Genomic DNA, 24,844 nt, shown 5'->3' with positions numbered 1-24,844 from the left:
GTAATATTTTATTCAGCTTAATATTATGAAAAAAATACTCTTGCTATTGGTGTTTCTGACATCAACAATGCTCGGGGTTGCGTCTTCATCAGTTAATAATTCTACTAAAGATATTAACACAGAAGGTGAAACTCCGAATAACGAAATAAGTACTACAGAAGAAATAGAAAACCAGACCTTATTAGATAAAATTTACTCATTCATATTTTCTTCTAAATCTTTAACATATTCTACAACTACGTTTCATGAAGATGATTCTAATAACGGTACAATTAAAAATAAAATAATTGTTACTATTAATGGAGCTTCTTTTCATGGTAAAAAAGGAACCGACTTAGGTGACAAAGATGCTGTTGTAGTAAGAAATTTACCTCCTGGATATACTCCATACATTGTAGTAGAATCTCCTTCTCAGGTTTCTATTACTTTAAATGGTATTGCAAATACACATAGAAGTCAAGATGATGTATCACAAATTGAAGTAGAATTTTACAGTCATGCTTTTTTAGATGCTACAGTTTCAGAAGTTTCTAGCACATTTGTAAGTAACATTAATGTAGATTACATAGATGGTTTCTCAAGTGGTAATTTCAATACAGATGATATAGAAATTGAAACACCAAGAATTAGTGTTGTTACAGGTTTTAACGGAACACTTAATTACCAAATGGATGATGAAGGAAACTACCTTAACTTAAATGTAGGTAGTGCGTTATCTCCTGTTACTACGGTAACTAATTATGAAGTTTTTAGAGATAATGATACAAATTTATCAGATAGTGAGATCATCCAAGAGGGGAATTTAATTATTGGTTTTCCGTGGGAAATATTTTACAACGCTCCAACTTTCACTAGAAATACCTTCGAAATTTCTAAAGGTTATTATAGTGATGAAACAAGAATAAATTGGCAAGTAAATAACAATTCTGACCTAATTACAACATTTAAGGTTTATAGAAGAGAGTTCGATCCTTCAATTACAGATTTATACACAAATTATGAATTGCTTATCACATTAGATAACGAAACATATAGCTATTCTGATTACGATGTTGAAGGTGGTATTTTATTCGAATATAAAATTGATGTTGAAGGTTTAGGTGATTTAGATATAGAATATACCACCTATATAACTGGCGTTGGTTTTAGAAATCCAACAGCAACAATCTCTGGTAACATTGCTTTTGAAGGAGGAAATCCTGTAGAAAATGTAGTTGTAAGAGCAGAGCCTCAGGGAGCTGAATTAAAATTAAAATCTTTTACAGTTGAAGTAGAAGGAGATGGTTATGTAGAGTCTGTTATTGAAACAGATAATTTACCAAATGAATATACTATTCAATCTTGGTTTAAATTTAATGGAAATTCAGAAGGAGAAGCTTTTAAATTATTTAATGGATCTTCTTTTTATGATTTAGATTACGAAAAAACAGATGATGAATTAATATTTATATTACATTCTCCATCAATTTCTGATGAGATTACATATAGACTTGCTGGTTATTTACCATCTGGTGAAGCAAATGGTGCAGGTGAAGATGTAGTTGAAACTTATACTGATATTCTTAATCAATTTAACCATCTCTCTTTAGTTTTAACCCCAGAAGAGCTACCTAAACTTTACTTTAATGGTAGATTAATGGATTCTAATTTTGCAGATGATAATGTTCCTAAAAGTCTTTCTCATTTGGTAGACGTGTCTATGAACACGGATAACGACAGCACCAAATTTGTACCACTAACTGGCGAAGATGCTTATTTTAGAGTGGGTGATGGTTTTGTTGGTTTTATCGATGATGTTAGAGTATGGAGTAGAGCATTAGATGCTGATGAAGTAAAGAAAAATTATAGAAGATATTTAAGTGGTGCTGAAAATGCTCTTGAAGTTTATTTAAGAATAGACGAAGGAACAGGTGCTTATGCTTACGATTTATCTAAAAGTGGTTTTGACTTTAATAAAAGACACTCATTCCTTTTAAATACAACATGGTCTCAAGAAGCACCAACTACAAGTCAGTTAGGTATTTTTGGGGTAACTAACATGTATGGTAATTATGTAATTTCTTCTGTCCCATATTCAGGTAACGGAGGTACATATGCTATTACACCAATGTTTGGCGTGCACGAATTTGATCCTATCAAACAAGTAGTTTTTGTAGGTAAAGGTTCTGAAGTTGTTAATCAATTAGACTTTTTAGATATATCTTCATTCTTATTTAGAGGAATAGCTTATTACGATGTTAGAGGATTATTTGAGCCTTTAAGAAAAGTTGAAGATGTTACTCAAATAGAAGATGCTGGTTATAACCAATACTTAGTTACTATTGATGGTGCAAAAATAATGTACAATCAAGGGCATTACTTTAAAGATGAAGAAGAAGACCTTTATGAATACCCTAAAGTATTTTTAGATGGTGCTAATATCTTTGTTGATGGTAATATCATGCTCGACGAAAATAAAGAACCTCTAGTAACTGGAAAAGATGGTTTCTTTGAACTTCAAGTACCAATTGGTAACCACTTTATTGAAGTTAGAAAAGCAAACCATACACTAGTACACGGTGGTAGATTTCCTGCTGAAGGCTATTATGAGTTTTTTGAAAATTTAGAAGCTCCTAAACCTTTTGTTGATACTACAAGAGTAAATGTTGTAGGTAGAGTTGTAGGTGGACAAGTGGAAGCCGAAAAGCCTATTGGATTTGGTTACGATGGTACTCAAGAATATACTTTTAATTACACAGAAGATTCTTCTGAAGTAGTTGGTGTATCTTCTATAAGTAATATTGGTACAGCACGTATCACTTTCGATTATCTTCCTTACGGTGCAGACCCTGCTACTGGTTTTTTATCAACTAGTATTTTTACTAATTCAGAAACAGGTGAATATAGAACTCAATTATTACCAATTAATTATATCATAAATCAAGTAACTGGTGTTGTGATAGAAAGTAATACCGATGTTCAATTATTATCTGGTAACGAAGAAGTTGATTTCTCTTTTATTACTGAAGAATTTACGTCTGTATTTGAAGATCCAAATGGTTCTGGGTTAGAATCTGATCCTTATCATTTTGTTCAAAACTTTATATACAGATCAACGCCAGTTTTAAATGTTGAGGGACAAACTTATAATTACTTAATTGCTGCAGAAGGGGATACATCTATTAAATATCCTGTATATGAACAATTATATGATTATAAAGTTGATTTGGTTTCTTATGAAGAATATGAAAATAAGGAAATTAATCAAAAATTTACTGTTCCAATTACTGATGGTGAATACATTATCAATAATAATTTAGCTGATGAAACTGCAGAAAATCTAGTAAAAAGTGAAGAAGAGCCGAATAAAGCCACTTATTACTTTAAAGCTGGTTTACCTTTAATGACTGCTCCTTTCACAAAAAGCATGAGTATCAATCTTCGTATTAATGGAGTTGATTATCCTGCAGAAAATTTCTTAGCAGAAGGTTTTATTATAGGTGGTGAAGCAGATGGTTCTCAACTATTTGTAACAAAAGCACCAGATTTCCCAGATATTATCCTGAGAGATCCTCCAGGTTCTGGAAGTTCAGCTACCATTGAGGCTGGTACAGAAATTACAATCACATCAGAATTAAATACACTTACAAATGTATCTACTTCTTATACAAATACATTCCATCAAGGTGTAACAGTTACTACTGGTGGTGGTAAACTTGGTCCAGAAGTAGAAGCTGATGTTTCTAACGATATCGAAAATGGTATATCTGTTTCTTACGGTTCTGATTACGGAGAAAACCAAACAAAGTCTTATTCTTTCTCACAAAGTATTTCTACAAGTGATAGTGAAGGTTTTGTAGGTTCGGATGGTGACTTATATATCGGTAACTCAAAAAATCTTGAGTATGGTACTTTTAAAAGGTTAGTGATTACAGATACAGCTGTTTCTGGAATAGATAACACTACTTTCTATAAGTATAATGACGATGATACAATAGATACTGTCTATGTAAATCAACAGAAAGCCTTATTCTTTAATGAGTCTCCGACATCTACATTCTTTGTCTACTCTCAAAAGCATATTGTTAATACATTGCTTCCTGAATATGAGAGCTTTATTCTTGCTTTAGACAACGGTACTTTGGATCCTGAAGATGAAGGTGTTCTTACAAAAGAAGAATATCAGAAACAGATCAAGTTATGGCAAAAAATTATTCAAGATAACGAAAGAACAAAGTATAGAGCATTTAATGATCAAGAAAATTACAAAGCAGAAATCATTGCAAATATTACTTCTCAGTTAAACAATGATGGTCTGGCAGCATTAATCAATAGTAAGTTTTCTGATAATATTTCTATTGATTATGGTGTTGGCGGATTAGAAAGAACAATTAGTACTTTCTCTGCTGTAAATACATCGTATTCTTATGATGTTAACTTAGATGCTTCTTATGCACAAACTGTTGGTGCTGTGGTAAACGGTACAGGTTTTAAGCATACAATGGGTGTAGAATTTAATCAATCATTTGCAAAAAGTGATGGAAAAGAAGAAGCTGAATCTTTAGATATCACCTATTCAATTGTGGATAATGATGATGATAACTATTTAAGTATAGACGTTGTAAATCCATTTGATGGTAACGGTCCTATTTTCCGTACTGTTGGTGGTAGAACTTCTTGTCCGCATGAAGGTGAAGTACTTTCTTTATATTTTGATAAAGATAACGATGATGATATTACAGTAATTGGAGCAGGTGGTTCTCCTTTATCTATTGCAACTCAAGCAATAGAAGTTCCGGTTATTACTGCTAATATTACTGATATTACCAACATACCTGAAGATGATATGGCGGTAATTGAATTGACACTATTGAATAATACAAATGCTGACCTTAATGAGAACGTGAGTTTCATGCTTTACATCGACAATACATCAAACCCTCACAATATTAAATCTAATATTCCACAAGGGGGAGTTGAAGTTGAAGTACCGCATGATCAAACGGTAACTTATACAGTATTCTTAGAAAAATCGAAACCAGATGTTTACGATTATGAAGACCTAAGTATTGTATTAGAATCAATTTGTATGGGATCTGATTTACAAGAAACGGTAGAAGTATCTGTACATTATGTTCCTTCGTGTACTAGAATAGAAGTTCAAAAACCTTTAGAAAATTGGGTAATGAATGCTACTACAGCATTTAACGAAGATGGTTCTACTAATCCACTACCAATTGTTTTAGGTGATTATTCTAGAACATACGATAGTTTTGAAAAAGTAAGATTAGAATACAGAAAATCTACTTCTCCAACTTGGACAAGGTTATATACTTATTATAATAACGCACAATCTTATGCAGATGCTGTAGCTGCTCAAGAACAGAAAATTGATATGATCACTGACGATAATATCACTTTTTCTTGGGACATAGGCGCAACCGGTTTAAGTGATGGTGATTATGAAATAAGAGCTATTTCTTATTGTGATAACGGAACGGAATATATTTCTGATGTTGTTGCTGGTAAAGTTGATTTAAATATTCCTGTTGCTTTCGGAACTCCGTCTCCTAGAAACGGAATATTATCGGCAGGGCAAGACCTTACTTTAAAATACAGTGAGAATATTTTATATAATTCTGCCATCAGTAATATTGAAATCGTAGGTCAAACTAATGATCAAGAAATTGCACACGGTACTTCTGTATATTTTGAAGGAAGTAATAACACGGCAACTTTTGAGAAACCATCAATTAGTGATCAGAACTTTACTATTGAGTTCTGGATGAGAAACCTTTCTACTGAAGCGAATTCTATCATTTTTAAACAAGAAAATGGTATGGAAGCAACGCTTTCTGGAAATACGCTTACTTGGACTGTTGAAGGAAGTTCTACTTACTCTGTTTCTAGTCCGATTCTAGACGATGACTTATTCCATCATTATGTATTTGTTTACGATGGAACTGATTCTGGAACACTAAGAATGTACCAAGATGATCAGGAATTAGGATTTACCAACACAGGTGCTTTTGCTATTCCTAATAGAAATGATTTGGTTTTTGGTGGGTCGACTTTCAAAGGAAATATTCTTGAATTAAGAATCTGGTCAAAAGCATTATCACTTTCTGAAGCATACGCTCAAATGTATCAATCATTACTTGGTTCTGAACAAAACCTTCAAGGGTACTGGCCAATGGATGAGGGAAGAGAAAGCGTAGTTAACGATAAAGCAAGAAACAAACACGGCATTATGAATGCTGAGTGGGATATTCGTCCGAAAGGAACTGCTTATAATTTCGAAAACAACGATTACTTAACGCTCGACAATGTAAACTTTGTACAGCTTACAAGTCAGATGGATGTTACATTATCATTCTGGGTGAAAATGGATCAGTCACAAGAAGCTACTATTTTCTCAAACGGTAGAGGTGATGGAACAGATGTAATTGAGGCCAATGGCAAAGCCAACAAATGGTCGGTAGATGTACATACTAATGGTAAACTTTACCTTAATAACGAAGGTACAGCTTATGAGTTAACCAATGATATTGTAGATGGAGAATGGCATCATGTAGCAATTGTTTTAAATAGACTTGGAGCTATGAAAACATATGTTGATGCTGATTTAACTACCTCAAATATTGCAAATAACATCTCAGGTTTATCTGGTAATAAATACTTTATAGGTGCTAGAGGTTTTAATAACGGAGGCCTTTATGAAGTAGATCAGAAGTTTGTAGGTAAAATAGATGAATTACGTTTATGGAATCTTGCAAGAACAAAAGAGCAAATCAGCAGAGATAGGTATTTTGAAGTAGATTTCTCTACTACGGGTATTATGCTTTATGCTAGAATGAACGAGCCAGATCCTTTAGACAATTTAGCTCCTACCTATTATCATATGGATGCTAATAATATTGTTTCTACATCTACAAGTATAATGAATGCAGCAACTCCTGCTTTCGATGAAGATGCTCCTGCGTTGAAACCGAAAAGAAACTTGGAAATGTTTGCTGTTAGCCATGTAATTAATGGTGATGAAATGATCATTAACCCAATAATTAGTGATTGGTCGGTATTAGAAGGACAAGTTATTGATATTACTGTTTCTAGATTATTTGATGAAAAAGGAAACAGACAAGAATCTCCAATTACTTGGACAGCATATATCCGTAAAAATCAAGTGGTATGGTCTGTAAAAGATGGTTTAGACTATGTTAATTTACAAAACTATGTAGGCGTAAATCAATCATTTGATATTACTGTAGAAAACTTTGGAGGAACACCTCAAGATTTCAACATCAAAAATGTTCCAACATGGTTAACGCTTAGTCAAACATCTGGTCAGTTAGACCCAGATAGCAAGCGTATAATTACTGCTGAGGTTAATAATAATCTTTCTGTAGGTGAATATAGCACAGATTTATACTTAGATACAGAGTACAATTACGATGAAAAAATAAAACTCGATTTAAGAGTTTTAGAAAACGAACCTGATTGGGCTGTCAATGAAAGTAACTACAGTTTCAATATGAGTATTGTAGGTAAGATTAAAATTGACAATGTTTTTGCTGAAGATCCACATACCAAAATCGGTGCTTTTGTAGGAGAAGAAGCAAGAGGAGAAGCACAATTAGTATATGACAATGGATTACAAGATTATTTCTTATATCTAACAGTAAATTCTAATACAACTACCTCAGAGCAAGTATCTTTTAAAATATGGGATGCTGCAACCGGTAGAGTACTAGATGCTGAAATTGATGGAAATGCTGAAATCACATTTGTACAAGACCAAGTGATGGGTGACAATACCACTCCAAAAGTATTTACAAATACAAACGTGATGGAGCAATCATTAGCATTAAATCAAGGTTGGACATGGGTTTCATTATCAGTTAATGATAGTCGATTTACTGATTTGGATGCCTTAACTTCTCAAATGCAATTAAGCAACGGTGATAGAATTGTTGCCCAAAATGAATTTGATGTTTACGATCAATCAATTGGATGGTCGGGTAGTATTTCTTCTAATGCAGGAATGACAAATGTCAAAATGTATAAAATGAAATTAACCGATGCCAATACTCTTGAACTGAAAGGAGACATGGTTGATAACAATAACTTTGAAGTTACTCTTGCAAATGGTTGGAACTGGCTTCCATACCCAGTTTTAACAAACTCTAGTGTAAACGATGCCTTAGCATATTATGAAGCTAGTAACGGCGATTTAATCAAAGGGCAAGATCGATTTGCTATTTACGATGAGTTTAGTGGATGGGTAGGTACTTTATCTTTCTTAAAAAGAGGAGAAGGATACATGTTGAAATCAAATGGATCATCTCAACAATTCTCTTATCCTAAAGTATTCTCAAATGCTCGTCAGAAAGGAGATAGTAATACAGAGATAGATCAATTTGTAAATAATGCTTATGAATTTAATATGAGTACTATTGTTGAAGTACCTGATGGATATGATCAAGTATATGTATACAACAATAAGCAACATGATATTCGAGGTGTAGGTAATGTAGTTGAAATTGAAGGTAGAAACTTAGCGTTCATTACTGTATATGGTAATGCAGATGAAAACCTTACTTTCAGTTTAAAAGACAACCTACAGTTTACCGATGCAGGAGAGGAATTTGTATTTGAAGATGATGCCGTTTACGGAACATTCATTACTCCAATCCAATTAGGAGAAGTGATTGCATCTAATAGAGATATTGATTTAAATCCTGGTTCTTTAAAAGTTTATCCTAATCCTTCATCTTCTGAATTTAACTTATCATTCCAGTTAGATAAAGGACATGATTACCATCTTATTGTTTACTCTATGAACGGTAGAGTTGTTGAAAAACAAGACATTACCGGAGTTGTAGGTGCAAATGTTGTTACTATCGGAGAAACATACAATACAGGTGTTTACGTGGTAGAAATAATTACTAGTGATGGTACTTTTACGGAAAGAATAATTAAAAAATAAATTGCATTGTTTAAAGAAATTTATTTAAGATTTTATTGAATGATTTGCAAAAATATATAATCTGAATTGTTTTAAGTATTTACATGTTATCTTGTATAGCACGTAACTACTTAGAACAATCAAATTAATTATTAACATAGAAAACCCAAGACCTAAAATAATAACCCAATAAATTTTCTCATATATGTTACTTAAAACCCAATATCTCAATTTACTACTACTGATAACCCTAACATTAAGTAGTGGTAGTCTATTCGCCCAAGATTCTGGTGGATTAGTTATTCAAGGAATAGCAAGAAATTCAACTAACATTCCTATTCCTAATAAGTTAGTTCATTTTAAATTTAGAGTAACTAACTCAAATAACACAATCAATTATTACACAGAATCCGAAGCAATACTAACAGATGCTCAAGGAGTTTTTGCTCATGTTATTGGGAACGGAAGTAATCAAACGGGAAGTTTAGCAAATATTCCTTACGAAAAGGATGGGTTGATGCTAACAATTTCAATGCCGGTAGATGGCTCTGAAAATATCATTTCTCAACAAAAATTCAATTATGTTCCTTATGCATACTCTGCATTAAATGGTGCACCATCAGGTACTATAATATCTTATGTAGGTAGTACTGCTCCAGATGGCTGGATGCTATGTGATGGCAGTAATGTACCAAACGGAACAGCCTTAAAAGATATTATTGGCTTAACTAAATCTCCTGACTTAAGAGGTATATTTTTAAGAGGAACAGGTACAAATACATCATACAAAAATAGTAGTGATGCATTTGTAAAAGGTCCGTCTCTTAATGGTTATCAAAAAGATAAATTAAGAGATCACGGCCATGATAACGATATATCAGTATCTCTTTCTAATGCAGGTTCTCATAACCATGATTATAACAAATTAGAAGACAACTCTGGTACAGATGTAACCGGATATGCTGCAGGGGTAAACAAAAGAGATAACTTTAGTAGAAGTACTGGATCAGGTGGGTCACATAGTCATACAGCTACATTATCTGGTAGTATTGGAGACGCTAACGGTGGAGCTGTTAGTACAGAAACAAGACCTATAAATTATGGTGTTACCTACATCATAAAACTATAAGAAATACAATAGCCCTGTTAAACTAATTTTATTATAAAAATATTACACTCTATTATGTGTACTATTTTATTAGCATATAAATTATGAAAAAGATACTCTTGCTATTGATGTTTATTGCATCAACTATGCTAGGGGTGGCTCACTCAGAAAATACAAATTATATTAATGATGATGATTTGTATACAGAAACCCCCATTAACATAGCTAATGAAGAAGAAGAAGAAGAACCTCTTCTTGAAAAGATATATAACTTTATTTTTTCTTCTAAAAATGTGACCTATTCTACCACTACGTTTCATGAAAATGAAGCCAATAATGGTACCATTAGAAATACAATTGAAGTTACATTATCAGGTACTACATTTAGTGAAAGCCAAGGAACAGATTTAATTGGACCTGGTGCTGTAGAAGTAAGAAACTTACCTAGTGGATTAAGTCCATATGTTATTGTTAATTCTCCTACCACAGCAACCATTACATTAAATGGTATTGCTAATGTGCACAGAAGCCATGATGATATCAGTAATATTAAAATAATATTTAATGATGCTGCGTTTTCTGGTAGTACTGCTAGTCAAGTTTCAAATTCAACAAAATCTAACGTTGAAATTGATTTTATTGATGGGTTTTCTAGCGGTAATACAGTAGATATTGATGATGAACAAAGGGATCCTAGAATAGACATTGTTATTGGGTTTAATAATGTACTAGGAGAAGAAATTGACGATGACGGTACTTATTTAAATATAATTGCTGGTACTCCTTTTTCACCTGTTCATACATCTACACAATATGAGATTTTTAGAGAAGAAGATACAGGGTTATCAGATAGCGAAACAATACAAAGTGGTAAAATACTTTTAGGTTTCCCTTGGGATATATTTTACAATGCTCCTACATTCACAAGAAACTCATTCGAAGTTTCTAAAGGGTATTATAACGATAAAACATCAATTCAGTGGCAAGTATCTAACAATGCTGATTTGATTACATTTTTTAAAATATACAGAAGAAAATTTGACCCTAATAATGAAAATCATTCTGAAAATTATCAGTTAATAGCAACGCTTGACAATACGTCTTACTCTTATGAAGATTATGATGTTGAAGGTGGTATTTTACAAGAATATAAAGTTGTTGCAGATGGTTTAGGTGATTTAGAAATAGAATATACATCATTTATTACAGGTATTGGGTTTAGAAACCCTACGGCTACAATAACTGGTAATATTACTTTTGAAGGAGGAAACCCAGTACAAGATGTAATAGTTAGAGCTGAGCCTCAAGGTGGAGAAATTGTTCTTCAGTCTTTTAGTGCTAAAGTAAATGGTACCGGTTATATAGAATCGAAAATGGAAGCAAGAGAACTTCCAACAAATTTCACATTGCAATCTTGGTTTAAATTTGATGGTAATTCTTCTGGAGAATTATTTAAAATGTTTAACGGATCATCTTATTATGATCTTGATTATATAAAATCAGACAATGATATTCAGTTAACATTACACTCACCATCTTTATCAAAAGATATAACATTTACACTTGCTGGTTCTTTGCCAAATGGAGAATCTGATGGAGCAGGAGAAGATATTGTAATTCCTTTCTCAGAAGTAATGGAGGAATTTAATAATTATAGTTTAGTTTTATCACCAAACGATATACCTAAATTATATTTCAATGGTCGTTTAATGGATGGGAATTATAGTACAACAATCCCTGCAGAAATTAGCCATTTAGTTAACATTACAACGGTTAATACTGATAGCATTACATACCAACCAATAACTGGAGACAATTGTTACTTTAGAGTGGCAGATGGTTTTATTGGTTATTTTGATGATATCAGAATTTGGAGTAATGCACTAAGTAACGATGATGTTCAGAAAAATTATAGAAGATATTTAAGTGGAGCAGAAAGAGGACTTGAAGTATACCTTAGAATTGATGAAGGTACAGGTGCTTATGCTTATGATCTATCTAAAGAAGAATTTACATTTCATAAAAGACATTCATTTTTACTAAATACAGAATGGTCTCAGGTTACACCTACAATTAGTCAATTAGGTATATTTGGTGTAACAGATATGTTTGGTAATTATGTAATTACATCAATTCCTTATGCAGGTAATGGTGGTTCTTATGCTGTTACTCCTATGTTTGGTGTGCATGAGTTTGACCCAGGACAACAAGTTGTATTTATAGGAGAAGGATCTGAAGTTATCAATAAATTAGATTTTAAAGATATATCATCATTTATATTTAGAGGAATAGCCTATTACGATGTAAGAGGTCAATATGGTTCATTAAGAAAAGTAGATGATGTTACTCAAATAGAAGATGCTGGTTATAATCAATACCTAGTAACAATTGATGGTACAAAAATAATGTACAATCAAGGGCATTATTTTAAAAATGAAATTGGAGAACTATACGAGTATCCAAAAATATTTTTAGACGAAGCCAATGTATATGTTGATGGAAACATGGTACTTGATGAAAACAAAGCACCTGTTGTTACTGGCAAAGATGGCTTCTTCGAAATTCAAGTTCCTATTGGTAATCATTACATAGAAGTTAGAAAAAACGGTCATGGCTTAGTTCATGATGGTAGGTTCCCTGCTGAAGGTTATTATGAGTTTTTTGAAAATCATGAAACACCTAAACCTTTTCTTGATACTACTAGAGTTAGTGTTGTAGGTAGAGTAGTAGGTGGACAAGTGGAAGCTGAAAAGCCTATTGGTTTTGGTTTTGATGGAATTAAAGAATTTGATTTTTTCCACACAGTAGATTCATCAGAAACTGTAGAGATTTCATCAACAAATAATTTAGGAACTGCTAAAATTACTTTTGATTACCTTCCTTATGGTGCAGATCCTGCAACCGGATATTTATCAACTAGTTTTTATACAAATAATAAAACAGGTGAATATAAAGCAGAGTTGATTCCAATAAATTATATCATTAATGAAATAAATGGAGCAGTGATAGAAAGTAATCCTGATGTAATTTTACTATCAGGAAGTGAAGAAGTGGATTACTCTCCTTTTACAAATGATAAACGTGGAATTTTTAAAGATTCAGTGGGTAACGAAATCCAATCTGAGCCTTATAAATTTGTTCAAAACTTTATTTACAGATCTACTCCTCAGGTAACTATTGAGAATCAAACGTATGAATTCCTTGTATCTGAAGAAAACGATACTTCTGTAACGTATCCTGTTTATGAACAACTGTACGAGTATCAAATTGATTTACTTGCTTTTGAAGAATATGAAAACAAAGAAATCAATCAAAAATTTACTGTACCAGTTACAGATGGTCAATACTATGTAACAAATAATTTAGCAAGAGCTAATTCTGATAGATTTGAAAAAGATCCTGAAGAAGAAAATAAAGTAACGTATTACTTTACTGCTGGATTACCTTTAATGAATGCTCCTTTTAGAAAGGGAATGAGCGTAATGCTAAGAATTAAAGATGTTGATTATGCTCCAGATAATTTACTTTCAGAGGGAATTATCTTCGGTGGTAAATCAGATGGTTCTCAATTATTTGTAACAAAAGCACCAGATATTCCAGATATTATCCTTAGAGATCCTCCAGGTTCTGGTAGTTCAGCCTCTATTGAAGCTGGAACAGAATTAACAATAGAGACCTCGATGAATGCACTTACATCATCATCTTTTGAACAAGGTTTAACATTAAAGTTAGGTACTACAGTTACTACTGGTGGTGCAGATGCAGGACCAGAAAATACTGTTGAAGCAGTGAACGATGTTGAAAGTGGTTTTAGCGTAAGTTATAACTCTGATTATGGTGAAGGTTTTACAAAATCATATTCATTTTCTCAAACAATCTCAACAAGTGATAGCGAAAGCTTTGTAGGTTCTGATGGTGATTTATATATAGGTCACTCTAAAAATTTACAATACGGATCTTATAACAGATTATCTGCTACAGATACAATTGTAAAAGGAATTGATAACACTGCATTTATAAAACATAATGATGATGGTAGTTTAGATACTGTTTATATCAATAAACAAAAAGCTTTATACTTTAACGAAGCACCTACATCTACCTTCTTTATCTATTCTCAAAAACATATTATCAATACGTTAATTCCAGAATACGAGAGCTTTATTACAGCTTTAGAAAACGGAACTCTCGATTCAGATGATGAAGGTGTACTTTCGAAAACTGAATATGAAACTCAAATAAAATTATGGCAAGAGATTATTCAGAATAACGAGAGAACAAAATATAGAGCATTTAATGATCAAGATAACTTCCTTAATGAGGTTCTTGCGTCAATTACTGCCAATGAAGATCAGTACAACTTAGATCATAACAACAGTTATACTCAAAACTATCTTAATTTTGTCAATAAGCATTTTAAAGATAATATCTCTATTGATTATGGTGTTGGTGGTGTAGAAAGAACGGTAAGTACATTTACAGCTTCTGGAAGTTCTTATGCTTATGAAGTAGCCTTAGATTATACATTTGCTCACACATTCGGTAAAGAAATTAATGATACAGGTGATGAGATAACAACAAGTTTTGGTGTAAGCCAAGGTTTTGCTAAATCAGATGCATCAGAAAGTGCTGAATCTACTGCTTTTACTTATTCAATTGTAGATAATGACGATGATAACTATTTAAGTATCGACGTTGTAAATCCATTTGATGGTAACGGTCCTATTTTCCGTACTCTTGGTGGTAGAACTTCTTGTCCGCATGAAGGTCCTTTACTTTCTAATTATTTTGATAGTGAGAATTATGAGGAAGGTGTAATTGGAGCAGGTGGAACAGCATTATCTATTGCAACACAAGCAATAGAAGTTCCGGTTATTACTGCAAATGTTACTGATATTACCAACATACCTGAAGATGATATGGCGGTAATTGAATTGACACTATTGAATAATACAAATGCTGATCTTAATGAGAACGTGAGTTTCATGCTTTACATTGATAACACAACTAACCCTCACAATATTAAATCTAATATTCCACAAGGGGGAGTTGAAGTTGAAGTACCACATGATCAAACGGTGACTTATACAGTATTCTTAGAAAAATCTAAACCAGATGTTTACGATTATGAAGACCTAAGTATTGTATTAGAATCAATCTGTATGGGATCTGATTTACAAGAAACGGTAGAAGTATCTGTACATTATGTTCCTTCGTGTACTAGAATAGAAGTTCAAAAACCTCTTGAAAAATGGGTAATGAATGCTACTACTGCATTCAACGAAGATGGTTCTACTAATCCACTACCAATTGTTTTAGGTGATTATTCTAGAACATACGATAGCTTTGAAAAAGTAAGATTAGAATACAGAAAATCTACTTCTCCAACTTGGACAAGGTTATATACTTATTATAATAATGAACAATCTTATGCTGATGCTGTAGCTGCTCAAGAATCAAAAATTGATATGATCACTGACGATAATATCACTTTTTCTTGGGACATAGGCGCAACCGGTTTAAGTGATGGTGATTATGAAATAAGAGCTATTTCTTATTGTGATAACGGAACGGAATATATTTCTGATGTTGTTGCTGGTAAAGTTGATTTAAATATTCCTGTTGCTTTCGGAACTCCGTCTCCTAGAAACGGAATATTATCGGCAGGGCAAGACCTTACTTTAAAATACAGTGAGAATATTTTATATAATTCTGCCATCAGTAATATTGAAATCGTAGGTCAAACTAATGATCAAGAAATTGCACACGGTACTTCTGTATATTTTGAAGGAAGTAATAACACGGCAACTTTTGAGAAACCATCAATTAGTGATCAGAACTTTACTATTGAGTTCTGGATGAGAAACCTTTCTACTGAAACGAATTCTATCATTTTCAAACAAGAAAATGGTATGGAAGCAACGCTTTCTGGAAATACTCTTACTTGGACTGTCGAAGGAAGTTCTACTTACTCTGTTTCTAGTCCGATTCTAGACGATGACTTATTCCATCATTATGTATTTGTTTACGATGGAACTGATTCTGGAACACTAAGAATGTACCAAGATGATCAGGAATTAGGATTTACCAACACAGGTGCTTTTGCTATTCCTAATAGAAATGATTTGGTTTTTGGTGGGTCTACTTTCAAAGGAAATATTCTTGAATTAAGAATCTGGTCAAAAGCATTATCACTTTCTGAAGCATACGCTCAAATGTATAAATCATTGCTTGGCACTGAACAAAACCTTCAAGGGTACTGGCCAATGGATGAGGGAAGAGAAAGCGTAGTTAACGATAAAGCAAGAAACAAACACGGCATTATGAATGCTGAGTGGGATATTCGTCCGAAAGGAACTGCTTATAATTTCGAAAACAACGATTACTTAACGCTCGACAATGTAAACTTTGTACAGCTTACAAGTCAGATGGATGTTACATTATCATTCTGGGTGAAAATGGATCAGTCACAAGAAGCTACTATTTTCTCAAACGGTAGAGGTGATGGAACAGATGTAATTGAGGCCAATGGCAAAGCCAACAAATGGTCGGTAGATGTACATACTAATGGTAAACTTTATCTTAATAATGAAGGTATTGCATACGAGTTAACCAATGATATTGTAGATGGAGAATGGCATCATGTAGCAATTGTTTTAAATAGACTTGGAGCTATGAAAACATATGTTGATGCTGATTTAACTACCTCAAATATTGCAAATGACATCTCAGGTTTATCTGGTAATAAATACTTTATAGGAGCTAGAGGTTTTAATAACAATGGAACTTATGAGGTAGATCAAAAATTTGTAGGTAAAATAGATGAATTACGTTTATGGAATCTTGCAAGAACAAAAGAGCAAATCAGCAGAGATAGGTATTTTGAAGTAGATTTCTCTACTACAGGTATTATGCTTTATGCTAGAATGAACGAGCCAGATCCTTTAGACAATTTAGCTCCTACCTATTATCATATGGATGCTAATAATATTGTTTCTACATCTACAAGTATAATGGTGGCTGCAACTCCTGCTTTTGATGAGGATGCTCCAGCATTGAAACCAAAAAGAAACTTAGAGATGTTTGCCGTTACTCATGTGATAAATGGTGATGAAATGATCATTAACCCGATCATTAGTAATTGGTCGGTATTAGAAGGACAAGTTATTGATATTACTGTTTCTAGATTATTTGATGAAAAAGGAAACAGACAAGTATCTCCAATTACTTGGACAGCCTATATCCGTAAAAATCAAGTGGTATGGTCTGTAAAAGATGGTTTAGACTATGTTAATTTACAAAACTATGTAGGCATAAATCAATCATTTGATATTACTGTAGAAAACTTTGGAGGAACACCTCAAGATTTCAATATCAAAAATGTTCCAACATGGTTAACGCTTAGTCAAACATCTGGACAGTTAGATCCAGATAGCAAGCGTATAATTACTGCTGAGGTTAATGATAATCTTTCTGTAGGTGAATATAGCACAGATTTATACTTAGATACAGAGTACAATTACGACGAAAAAATAAAACTTGATTTAAGAGTTTTAGAAAACGAACCTGATTGGAGTGCTGATGCAACTCAGTTTGGTTACAACATGAATGTAGTTGGTAAGATTAAAATTGACAATATTTTTGCTGAGGATGCACATACTAAAATTGGTGTTTTTGTTGGTAAAGAACCAAGAGGTGAAGCTGAATTAATCTATGATAAAAATTGGGACGATTACTTCTTATACCTAACAATTTATTCAAATGCTGATTCTGTAGAAAATCTCTCATTCAAAATATGGGATGCTACAACTGGTAGAGTACTAGATGCTGAAATTGATGGAAATGCTACTATCGCTTTTGTTCAAGATCAGATTCTAGGTACTAAAGCTACTCCTTCAATCTTTAGTAATACTAACGTAATGGAACAATCATTAGCGTTAAATCAAGGTTGGACATGGGTTTCATTATCAGTTAATGATAGTCGATTTACTGATTTGGATGCTTTAACTTCTCAAATGCAATTAAGCAACGGTGATAGAATTGTTGCTCAATCTGAATTTGATGTTTACGATCAATCAATTGGATGGTCGGGTAGTATTTCTTCTAATGCAGGAATGACAAATGTCAAAATGTATAAAATGAAATTAACCGATGCCAATACTCTTGAACTGAAAGGAGACATGGTTGATAACAATAACTTTGAAGTTACTCTTGCAAATGGTTGGAACTGGCTTCCATATCCTGTACTAAATAATTTAAATGTAAATGATGCCTTAGCATATTACGAAGCTAGTAATGGTGATATAATTAAAGGACAAAATCAGTTTGCAGTTTATAACGATTTAGTAGGTTGGGTAGGTACTTTATCTTTCTTGAAAAAAGGAGAAGGGTACATGTTGAAATCAAATGGAACAACTCAACAATTCTCTTATCCTAAAGTATTCTCTAATGCTCGTCAGAGTGGAGAAAATGATAATAGCGATACTTTTGTAAACAATGCTTATGAATTTAATATGAGTACTATTGTTGAAGTACCTGATGGATATGATCAAGTATATGTATACAACAATGAGCATCATGATATTAGAGGTGTAGGTAATGTAGTTGAAATTGAAGGTAGAAACTTAGCATTCATTACTGTATATGGTAATGCAGATGAAAACCTTACTTTCAGTTTAAAAGATAACCTACAGTTTACGGATGCAGGAGAGGAGTTTGTATTTGAAGATGATGCCGTTTACGGAACATTCATTACTCCAATTCAATTAGGAGAAGTGATTGCATCAAATGAGGATATTAATTTAAACCCTGGTTCTTTAAAAGTTTATCCTAATCCTTCGTCTTCTGAATTTAACTTATCATTCCAGTTAAATAAAGGACATGATTACCATCTTATTGTTTACTCTATGAACGGTAGAGTTGTTGAAAAACAAGACATTACCGGAGTTGTAGGTGCAAATGTTGTTACTATCGGAGAAACATACAATACAGGTGTTTACGTGGTAGAAATAATTACCAGTGATGGTACTTTTACGGAAAGAATAATTAAAAATTAATTTTATAAAGATTTATAAAATTAAAAGTCCAAAATCAAGAAATTTGATTTTGGACTTTTTTTATGTTCAAAATTGAAGGCTTACTTCGAAGGTAAAAGCATACCATTTGCTTCTCCAAAGCCAATTCTTAAACTTCCATTATCACAATATCCTTTTAAAGAGATAGAATCATAATCTTCTAAAAAACTTCTCTCTTGTCCATCTTCTAAAACAATTGGTGTTTTACCGTTCCAACTTAATTCTAAAAGAGATCCAAATGAGTTTTTAGTAGGGCCAGAAATAGTACCCGATGCACAAACATCACCTACATTAATATTACAACCATTTACTGTTTGATGTGCCAATTGCTGACACATATTCCAATATAAATACTTATAATTTGATCGAGAAATTATAGTTTCTTTTCCATTTTTGGGAGTAAGACCAACCTCCAAATTAATATCAAAAGTATGTTTACCTGTAGATTGTAAATAAGGCAAAGGAGTTGGAACTTGTTTAGGGCTTTCTACTCTAAAAGGTTCTAAAGCCTCTAAAGTTACAATCCAAGGTGAAACTGTAGAGCCAAAGTTTTTTCCTAGAAAAGGACCTAAAGGAACATACTCCCATTTCTGAATATCTCTTGCAGACCAATCATTAAAAAGTAAAAGTCCAAAAATATAATCCTCTGCAGTATCTACATTTACAGTGTCTCCTAAAGTTGTAGATTTGCCAACAACAAAACCCATTTCTAATTCAATATCCATTCTACTAGAAGGGCCATAAATTGGTGCTTCAGCATCAGGGGGCATTTTTTGTCCTTTTGGTCTATGAATTGCTGTTCCAGAAACTACAATAGAAGAGGATCTTCCATGGTATCCAACAGGCATTTGTTTCCAATTTGGTAATAGTGCATTGTCTTTACCTCTAAACATTACCCCAACATTCGTGGCATGCTCTTCAGATGAATAGAAGTCTGTATAATCACCTATTTTAATTGGAAGATGCATTGTTACTGCACCATAATCAAATAAAACATTTTCTGCTTGAATTAATGGATTATTATCGCTCAATAAATCAAAAATGCATTCTCTTATTGCTGAATGTACTTGCTTACCTAAAGAGATGAAATTGTTTAAAGTATCTTGACTAAAAACCGTAAGATCATTTATAATAGTATCAAAATGACCAAGTTTTGCAACAGCTTCAAGATCAAGTACCTGATCTCCAATTGCTACACCAACTCTTTTAGATTGAGTAGCTGTTGAAAAAATTCCGTAAGGAAGGTTCTGAATTGGGAAATCTGATTTTTTATCAACTTTTACCCACGATTTAATTTGATTATTATGTGTTCTATTAATCATTGAAATAATTAGTTCTATGTGTTTATCAATAGGTTAGTATTGCAAAAATTTGCATGTTATTAAGATATTAATGTAATTAAAGAAAATCCATCGTAATATGATAACTGATAGAGAAATTACTACTACTTTTTTATCTAGTCTATCTTTTTACCTCAAGCAACATCTATAGAAAATAACAGTATCAATTATGAATACATCAGTAATTATCGATAATAACACTCAAAATATTGAAGATATATTCATTCATCTAAAGAAGAATGCCACTACCATTAAAAAGACTACTGTAAAAGAACGTATCAAGAAATTAGAAAAATTAGAACATTATATATTAGACCATAGAGAAGAGATACATGAGGCTATTTATAAAGACCTTAAAAAAAATCCAGTAGAGGTAGATACATCAGAAATACTAACAATAGTTGGCTTAATTCGACATACAAAAAAGCATTTAAAATCTTGGATGAAACCCAATAAAGTAAGTACACCTTTAAGTATGTTGGGTACTTCTTCTTATGTATTGCACGAGCCTAAAGGAGTGTGTTTAATTATTGCACCTTGGAACTATCCTTTTTACTTGGCAATCTCTCCTTTAATATATGCAATAGCTGCAGGTAATACAGTTGCAATTAAACCTTCTGAGCTATCTGAGCATACATCTTTATATATTCAAAAGATGGTTTATTCACTCTATTCTACTGATGAAGTGATAGTTATACTCGGAGGGGTTGGAGTTTCTACAACACTACTTAAACAAAAGTTTAATCATATCTTTTTTACGGGTAGTTCTAACGTAGGAAAAGTAGTAATGAAAGCAGCGGTAAATAACTTAGCATCAGTAACTTTAGAGCTAGGAGGGAAGTCGCCAACGGTTATTTGTAAGGATGCTGATTTAAAAGATGCTTCTGATAAAATTACATGGGGTAAATTCTTAAATGCTGGTCAGACTTGTATAGCTCCAGATTATGCTTTAATCCATAAATCTGTAGAAAAAGAGTTTGTAGAGCAGATGACAAACACCATTAATGAGTTCTATTCTCCTAATGGCGAACTAATTAAAGCATCTCCTGATTTATGCCGTATTATTAATAAAGATCACTTTAATAGATTAAAAGGCCTTTTAGAGGATGCTTCTGAAAAAGGTGCTACAATTATAATGAATGGTGAAATGGATGAAGCCTCAAAATATATGCCTCCAACTTTAGTTACCAACGTAACAAATGATATGCGTTTAATGCAAGAGGAAATATTTGGTCCTATTTATCCTATCAAATCATTTGATAAAATTGAAGAGGCTTTTGAAATTATTGAAGAAAAAGAGAAACCTTTAGCCTTATATATTTTTGCAAAGAAAAAGAAAACAATAAAAAAAGTTCTGCAGAACACTACCGCAGGAGGTACTTGTATTAACGAAACTATCTTACATATCAATAATCCTGATTTACCCTTTGGTGGAATTAATAATAGTGGAATTGGTAAATCCCATGGTAAATATGGTTTTGTTGGTTTTTCGAATCAAAGAGCTGTATTAAAAAATAGAGTTGGTTTAACTAGTGTAAAACCCGTATATCCTCCTTATGGAAAATTAGCTAGTAAGTTGACAGATTTTATTATTAAGTATTTCTAATTGATGTCATTAAAAATAAAAATCATGATTCCAGTCTTAATAACTGGAATCATGAATAAGATTCATTATATCAACTTTTAGAATGATAATGCTGATAATTCAAATTCAAAATTTTCTTTATTATTACCATCAAAACGTATAATAAAATTTGTATTTAATCTTCCATAATCAGCTCTTTTAGAATAAACCATATCACCACTTACATTACCTAAAACTTCTTCCCAAGTTCTATTAGTTGGATCTTGAGTACCGTCTGTATAATGTACTGTTACAAATTCAGAATCCTCATATATATTAATATTCTTAATTATTTTTTTATTCTTTACATCAGTTCCACCTTCAACATAGATATTCATATAAATTCCATCTCCAGCATTTATATCTATATTCCAAGAAGCAGTAAAAGATGGCTTATTTTCTATTGTAACTTTTTGACTAAAATCAAATTCATTTCCGTTATTATCCTTACCATATGAAACTCCATATACATAAACGTCTTTATTACTTTTATTATCACCTTTAATTACACCTGTGAAGTAATCCGTTACTAAATTTTCAGCATTAGAAATATATGTTTCTGGAACAACTGGATAAATAGGTATAACTTTTATAGGGTCATCTTTACGTCCGTCAAAACCTGGATTAATTATAATTTCACCAGTTGTAGAAAAATTAACCGAGTAAGTATATTGTTTATCAGAAATAGCATTTTCTAGTGTTACTCCCACATATCCTCTTACAGTATTAATTAAAATATTATGGTCTAAATCTGATTGAACATATGCATAAAAATTAGGGTAAATATCATTACTGTCAGGTATTAACTCAAAATCATCTATAGATGCATTAGTTACTTCATCTTCTGCACCATCAATAAGTACATAAGCAAACTGTTGATTATTCATTCGAATAGTAACAAATTCATCTACATTGGAACCACTTTCACTTCCTTTTAAATAATAATTTTTAGATACTTTCTCTGAAGATTTTTCATGTACTATATCAATTGAAAAATTACCAACTACATAATCTACAGTTACGAGTGTATCTCTTAAAGAAAATTCTTTATATATTTTTTCACCACTCTCATCTATTACAATTATAGTATAACCATTATATTCTAAACCATTTTTAGGATCTCTAGTACCCTTTGTCATAGGGGTAATTTGTTCATCAATAACAGGTCTAACTGTTATTACTCTACCTTCTTTTACTGGTTCTTCCAATTCAGTATCTTCGGTTGAACAAGAAAAGAAAGTGAAAAAAATTGAATACGATAATAATAGGGGTAATAATGATTTTTTCATTTTTTTATTTTTAAAATATAAAACAGTGTTACTTTTTTAGATAAATTTTTAATCAAGAAATTTAACTCTAGAAATATTTCCTTTACTATCTTTATTTACCTCGTCTAACCAAACTATTGATTGTTCTTCAGATGATAAACATTGATTTTTATGGATAATATTAACAGTTCCAGAATTATAAAGATCAAATACAACTACAGCTCCACAGTGTTGTACTAAAACATACCTTGTTTTGTTCTGATATTGATCCTTAAAAGATAGTTCCGAATCGATTTTAGACAAAAGCCCAGATTTATTAAGATATGTTTCTACTCTTTCATCATAAAGACCTACATTCTTAGAATCTTGAGAAAATGCAGATAATGAAACTAACAAAATTGATAAAATTAATAGCGAAATATTCGTCTTCATTATAATTGTAATTAATAGATTAAGTATCTCTTTTTGTTTTGATATTACAATTATACGCTAGTTAGGTAACATTGTTACCACCTATGTAGTTAATAGATATTATGTAACATTTACAGATAATTGTTACTCTATGGTATGCTTAGTTTTTCTTTTAAACTTCTTATGTAACCAAATTGAGGACATCTCTCTAAAAGAAGATCAAGCTGTTTAATATAAGCTTTTATTACTTCTTGGTTTTCTTCTTTATGCTCATATAAATGTTGTCCCACTAACCAGTGCACTCGTTCTGCAAGACTCATAGAATCTCCATAACTTTGATAATGTTGAGGCTGTAAATTTGACAAACGCCAAATACGTATAAACGTCAAAAAATTAGGAAGAAACTGACTATTACCAACAGCTATTTCTAGTAATTGGTAGAACGCTTTGGGACGTTCTTTTTCAGGATGATATTGTAAAGGCTTTATTAAAAGTAGTAAACGGTCTATTTTATCAAATTGCTTTAAATTGAGTAATCTTTCAATTTCAATCAATAAAATTCTACAAGCTGCTAACTGTAATTTATCTGCTTCTAAAGGAATATATTCTACAAAAACACCAAACAATTCTTCAAACTGTTCTGCATTTTTTTCTTGATTAGCCACCTTAATCATATCATAAAGTACCCAAGCCATTGCAGCTTGTAATTCTTCATCATTAGGAGAGATTTCTAACCAACTTCTTGCAGTTATAAAAGCTTCTTGATATTTCCCCTCTTCTCTAAGTGAATATATTTCTCTAACAGAATACATAATTATTTTCTAAACATTCCGCCTTTATCGTTATCTCTTTTATTAGTCTTTTTAGTTAAAAAAATTCGAGCTGCTAATAATGCAATTACACCACCTGCTAACTGTAAATTTTCCATATAATCTTTTCCTTGATCATAATCGTAATAAGCCAACAGTAAAAGTGAAACTGCTACAATAACAAAAATGATATTTACAATGTTGCCAAATCCTTTGCTCATAGTTTTAATTATTTAAAAAAAGGTTACCAATCAAAGAGATTAGTA

At 32.0% G+C, this 24,844-nt stretch carries 9 protein-coding genes; 4 read left to right on the top strand and 5 right to left on the bottom strand.

Annotated features, from left to right (window positions below):
- Nucleotides 1–67 precede the first annotated feature (67 nt).
- From KM029_RS12630 to KM029_RS12620, 3 genes are all read left to right on the top strand, one after another.
- On the top strand, nucleotides 68–8,965 hold the full coding sequence (locus tag KM029_RS12630) for a LamG-like jellyroll fold domain-containing protein (RefSeq protein WP_158631046.1): 8,898 nt from the start codon (nucleotides 68–70) through the stop codon (nucleotides 8,963–8,965).
- Nucleotides 8,966–9,149: 184 nt separating this feature from the next.
- Nucleotides 9,150–10,073, top strand: coding sequence for a tail fiber protein (locus KM029_RS12625; protein WP_144073612.1), 924 nt, complete (start codon nucleotides 9,150–9,152; stop codon nucleotides 10,071–10,073).
- Nucleotides 10,074–10,156: 83 nt separating this feature from the next.
- Nucleotides 10,157–19,108, top strand: a complete 8,952-nt coding sequence (locus tag KM029_RS12620) for a LamG-like jellyroll fold domain-containing protein (RefSeq protein ID WP_144073611.1) — start codon at nucleotides 10,157–10,159, stop codon at nucleotides 19,106–19,108.
- An 80-nt stretch (nucleotides 19,109–19,188) separates the two neighbouring features.
- On the opposite strand, the gene fahA is transcribed toward KM029_RS12620, so the two are convergent.
- Nucleotides 19,189–20,448 (bottom strand): fumarylacetoacetase, encoded by a 1,260-nt coding sequence (gene fahA, locus KM029_RS12615; RefSeq protein WP_144073610.1) that lies wholly within the window; start codon nucleotides 20,446–20,448, stop codon nucleotides 19,189–19,191.
- A gap of 187 nt (nucleotides 20,449–20,635) precedes the next feature.
- Here fahA and KM029_RS12610 point away from each other — a divergent pair, with 187 nt between their 5' ends.
- Complete coding sequence (locus KM029_RS12610; RefSeq protein ID WP_144073609.1) at nucleotides 20,636–22,072, top strand: aldehyde dehydrogenase family protein; 1,437 nt, start codon at nucleotides 20,636–20,638, stop codon at nucleotides 22,070–22,072.
- A gap of 77 nt (nucleotides 22,073–22,149) precedes the next feature.
- On the opposite strand, the gene KM029_RS12605 is transcribed toward KM029_RS12610, so the two are convergent.
- The 4 genes from KM029_RS12605 to KM029_RS12590 form a co-directional block, all read right to left on the bottom strand.
- Nucleotides 22,150–23,379 (bottom strand): hypothetical protein, encoded by a 1,230-nt coding sequence (locus KM029_RS12605; RefSeq protein ID WP_144073608.1) that lies wholly within the window; start codon nucleotides 23,377–23,379, stop codon nucleotides 22,150–22,152.
- A 48-nt stretch (nucleotides 23,380–23,427) separates the two neighbouring features.
- Nucleotides 23,428–23,790 carry a hypothetical protein gene (locus KM029_RS12600; RefSeq protein WP_144073607.1) on the bottom strand — a complete coding sequence of 121 codons (363 nt, stop codon included), beginning with the start codon at nucleotides 23,788–23,790 and terminating at the stop codon, nucleotides 23,428–23,430.
- Nucleotides 23,791–23,918: 128 nt separating this feature from the next.
- Entirely contained in the window at nucleotides 23,919–24,581 is a 663-nt protein-coding gene (locus tag KM029_RS12595; RefSeq protein WP_144073606.1) for a hypothetical protein, read from the bottom strand.
- Nucleotides 24,582–24,583: 2 nt separating this feature from the next.
- Complete coding sequence (locus KM029_RS12590) at nucleotides 24,584–24,799, bottom strand: hypothetical protein (RefSeq protein ID WP_144073605.1); 216 nt, start codon at nucleotides 24,797–24,799, stop codon at nucleotides 24,584–24,586.
- Nucleotides 24,800–24,844 lie beyond the last annotated feature (45 nt).

This window comes from Flammeovirga kamogawensis (genome assembly GCF_018736065.1).
GTDB lineage: Bacteria > Bacteroidota > Bacteroidia > Cytophagales > Flammeovirgaceae > Flammeovirga > Flammeovirga kamogawensis.
This window is presented reverse-complemented; position numbering and strand designations above follow the sequence as displayed.

Coding starts and splice junctions, on each gene's coding strand:
- KM029_RS12605 (WP_144073608.1), bottom strand. CDS start 23,379: ATGAAAAAATCATTATTACCCCTATTATTATCGTATTCAATTTTTTTC.
- KM029_RS12600 (WP_144073607.1), bottom strand. CDS start 23,790: ATGAAGACGAATATTTCGCTATTAATTTTATCAATTTTGTTAGTTTCA.
- KM029_RS12620 (WP_144073611.1), top strand. CDS start 10,157: ATGAAAAAGATACTCTTGCTATTGATGTTTATTGCATCAACTATGCTA.
- KM029_RS12590 (WP_144073605.1), bottom strand. CDS start 24,799: ATGAGCAAAGGATTTGGCAACATTGTAAATATCATTTTTGTTATTGTA.
- KM029_RS12610 (WP_144073609.1), top strand. CDS start 20,636: ATGAATACATCAGTAATTATCGATAATAACACTCAAAATATTGAAGAT.
- KM029_RS12630 (WP_158631046.1), top strand. CDS start 68: ATGCTCGGGGTTGCGTCTTCATCAGTTAATAATTCTACTAAAGATATT.
- fahA (WP_144073610.1), bottom strand. CDS start 20,448: ATGATTAATAGAACACATAATAATCAAATTAAATCGTGGGTAAAAGTT.
- KM029_RS12625 (WP_144073612.1), top strand. CDS start 9,150: ATGTTACTTAAAACCCAATATCTCAATTTACTACTACTGATAACCCTA.
- KM029_RS12595 (WP_144073606.1), bottom strand. CDS start 24,581: ATGTATTCTGTTAGAGAAATATATTCACTTAGAGAAGAGGGGAAATAT.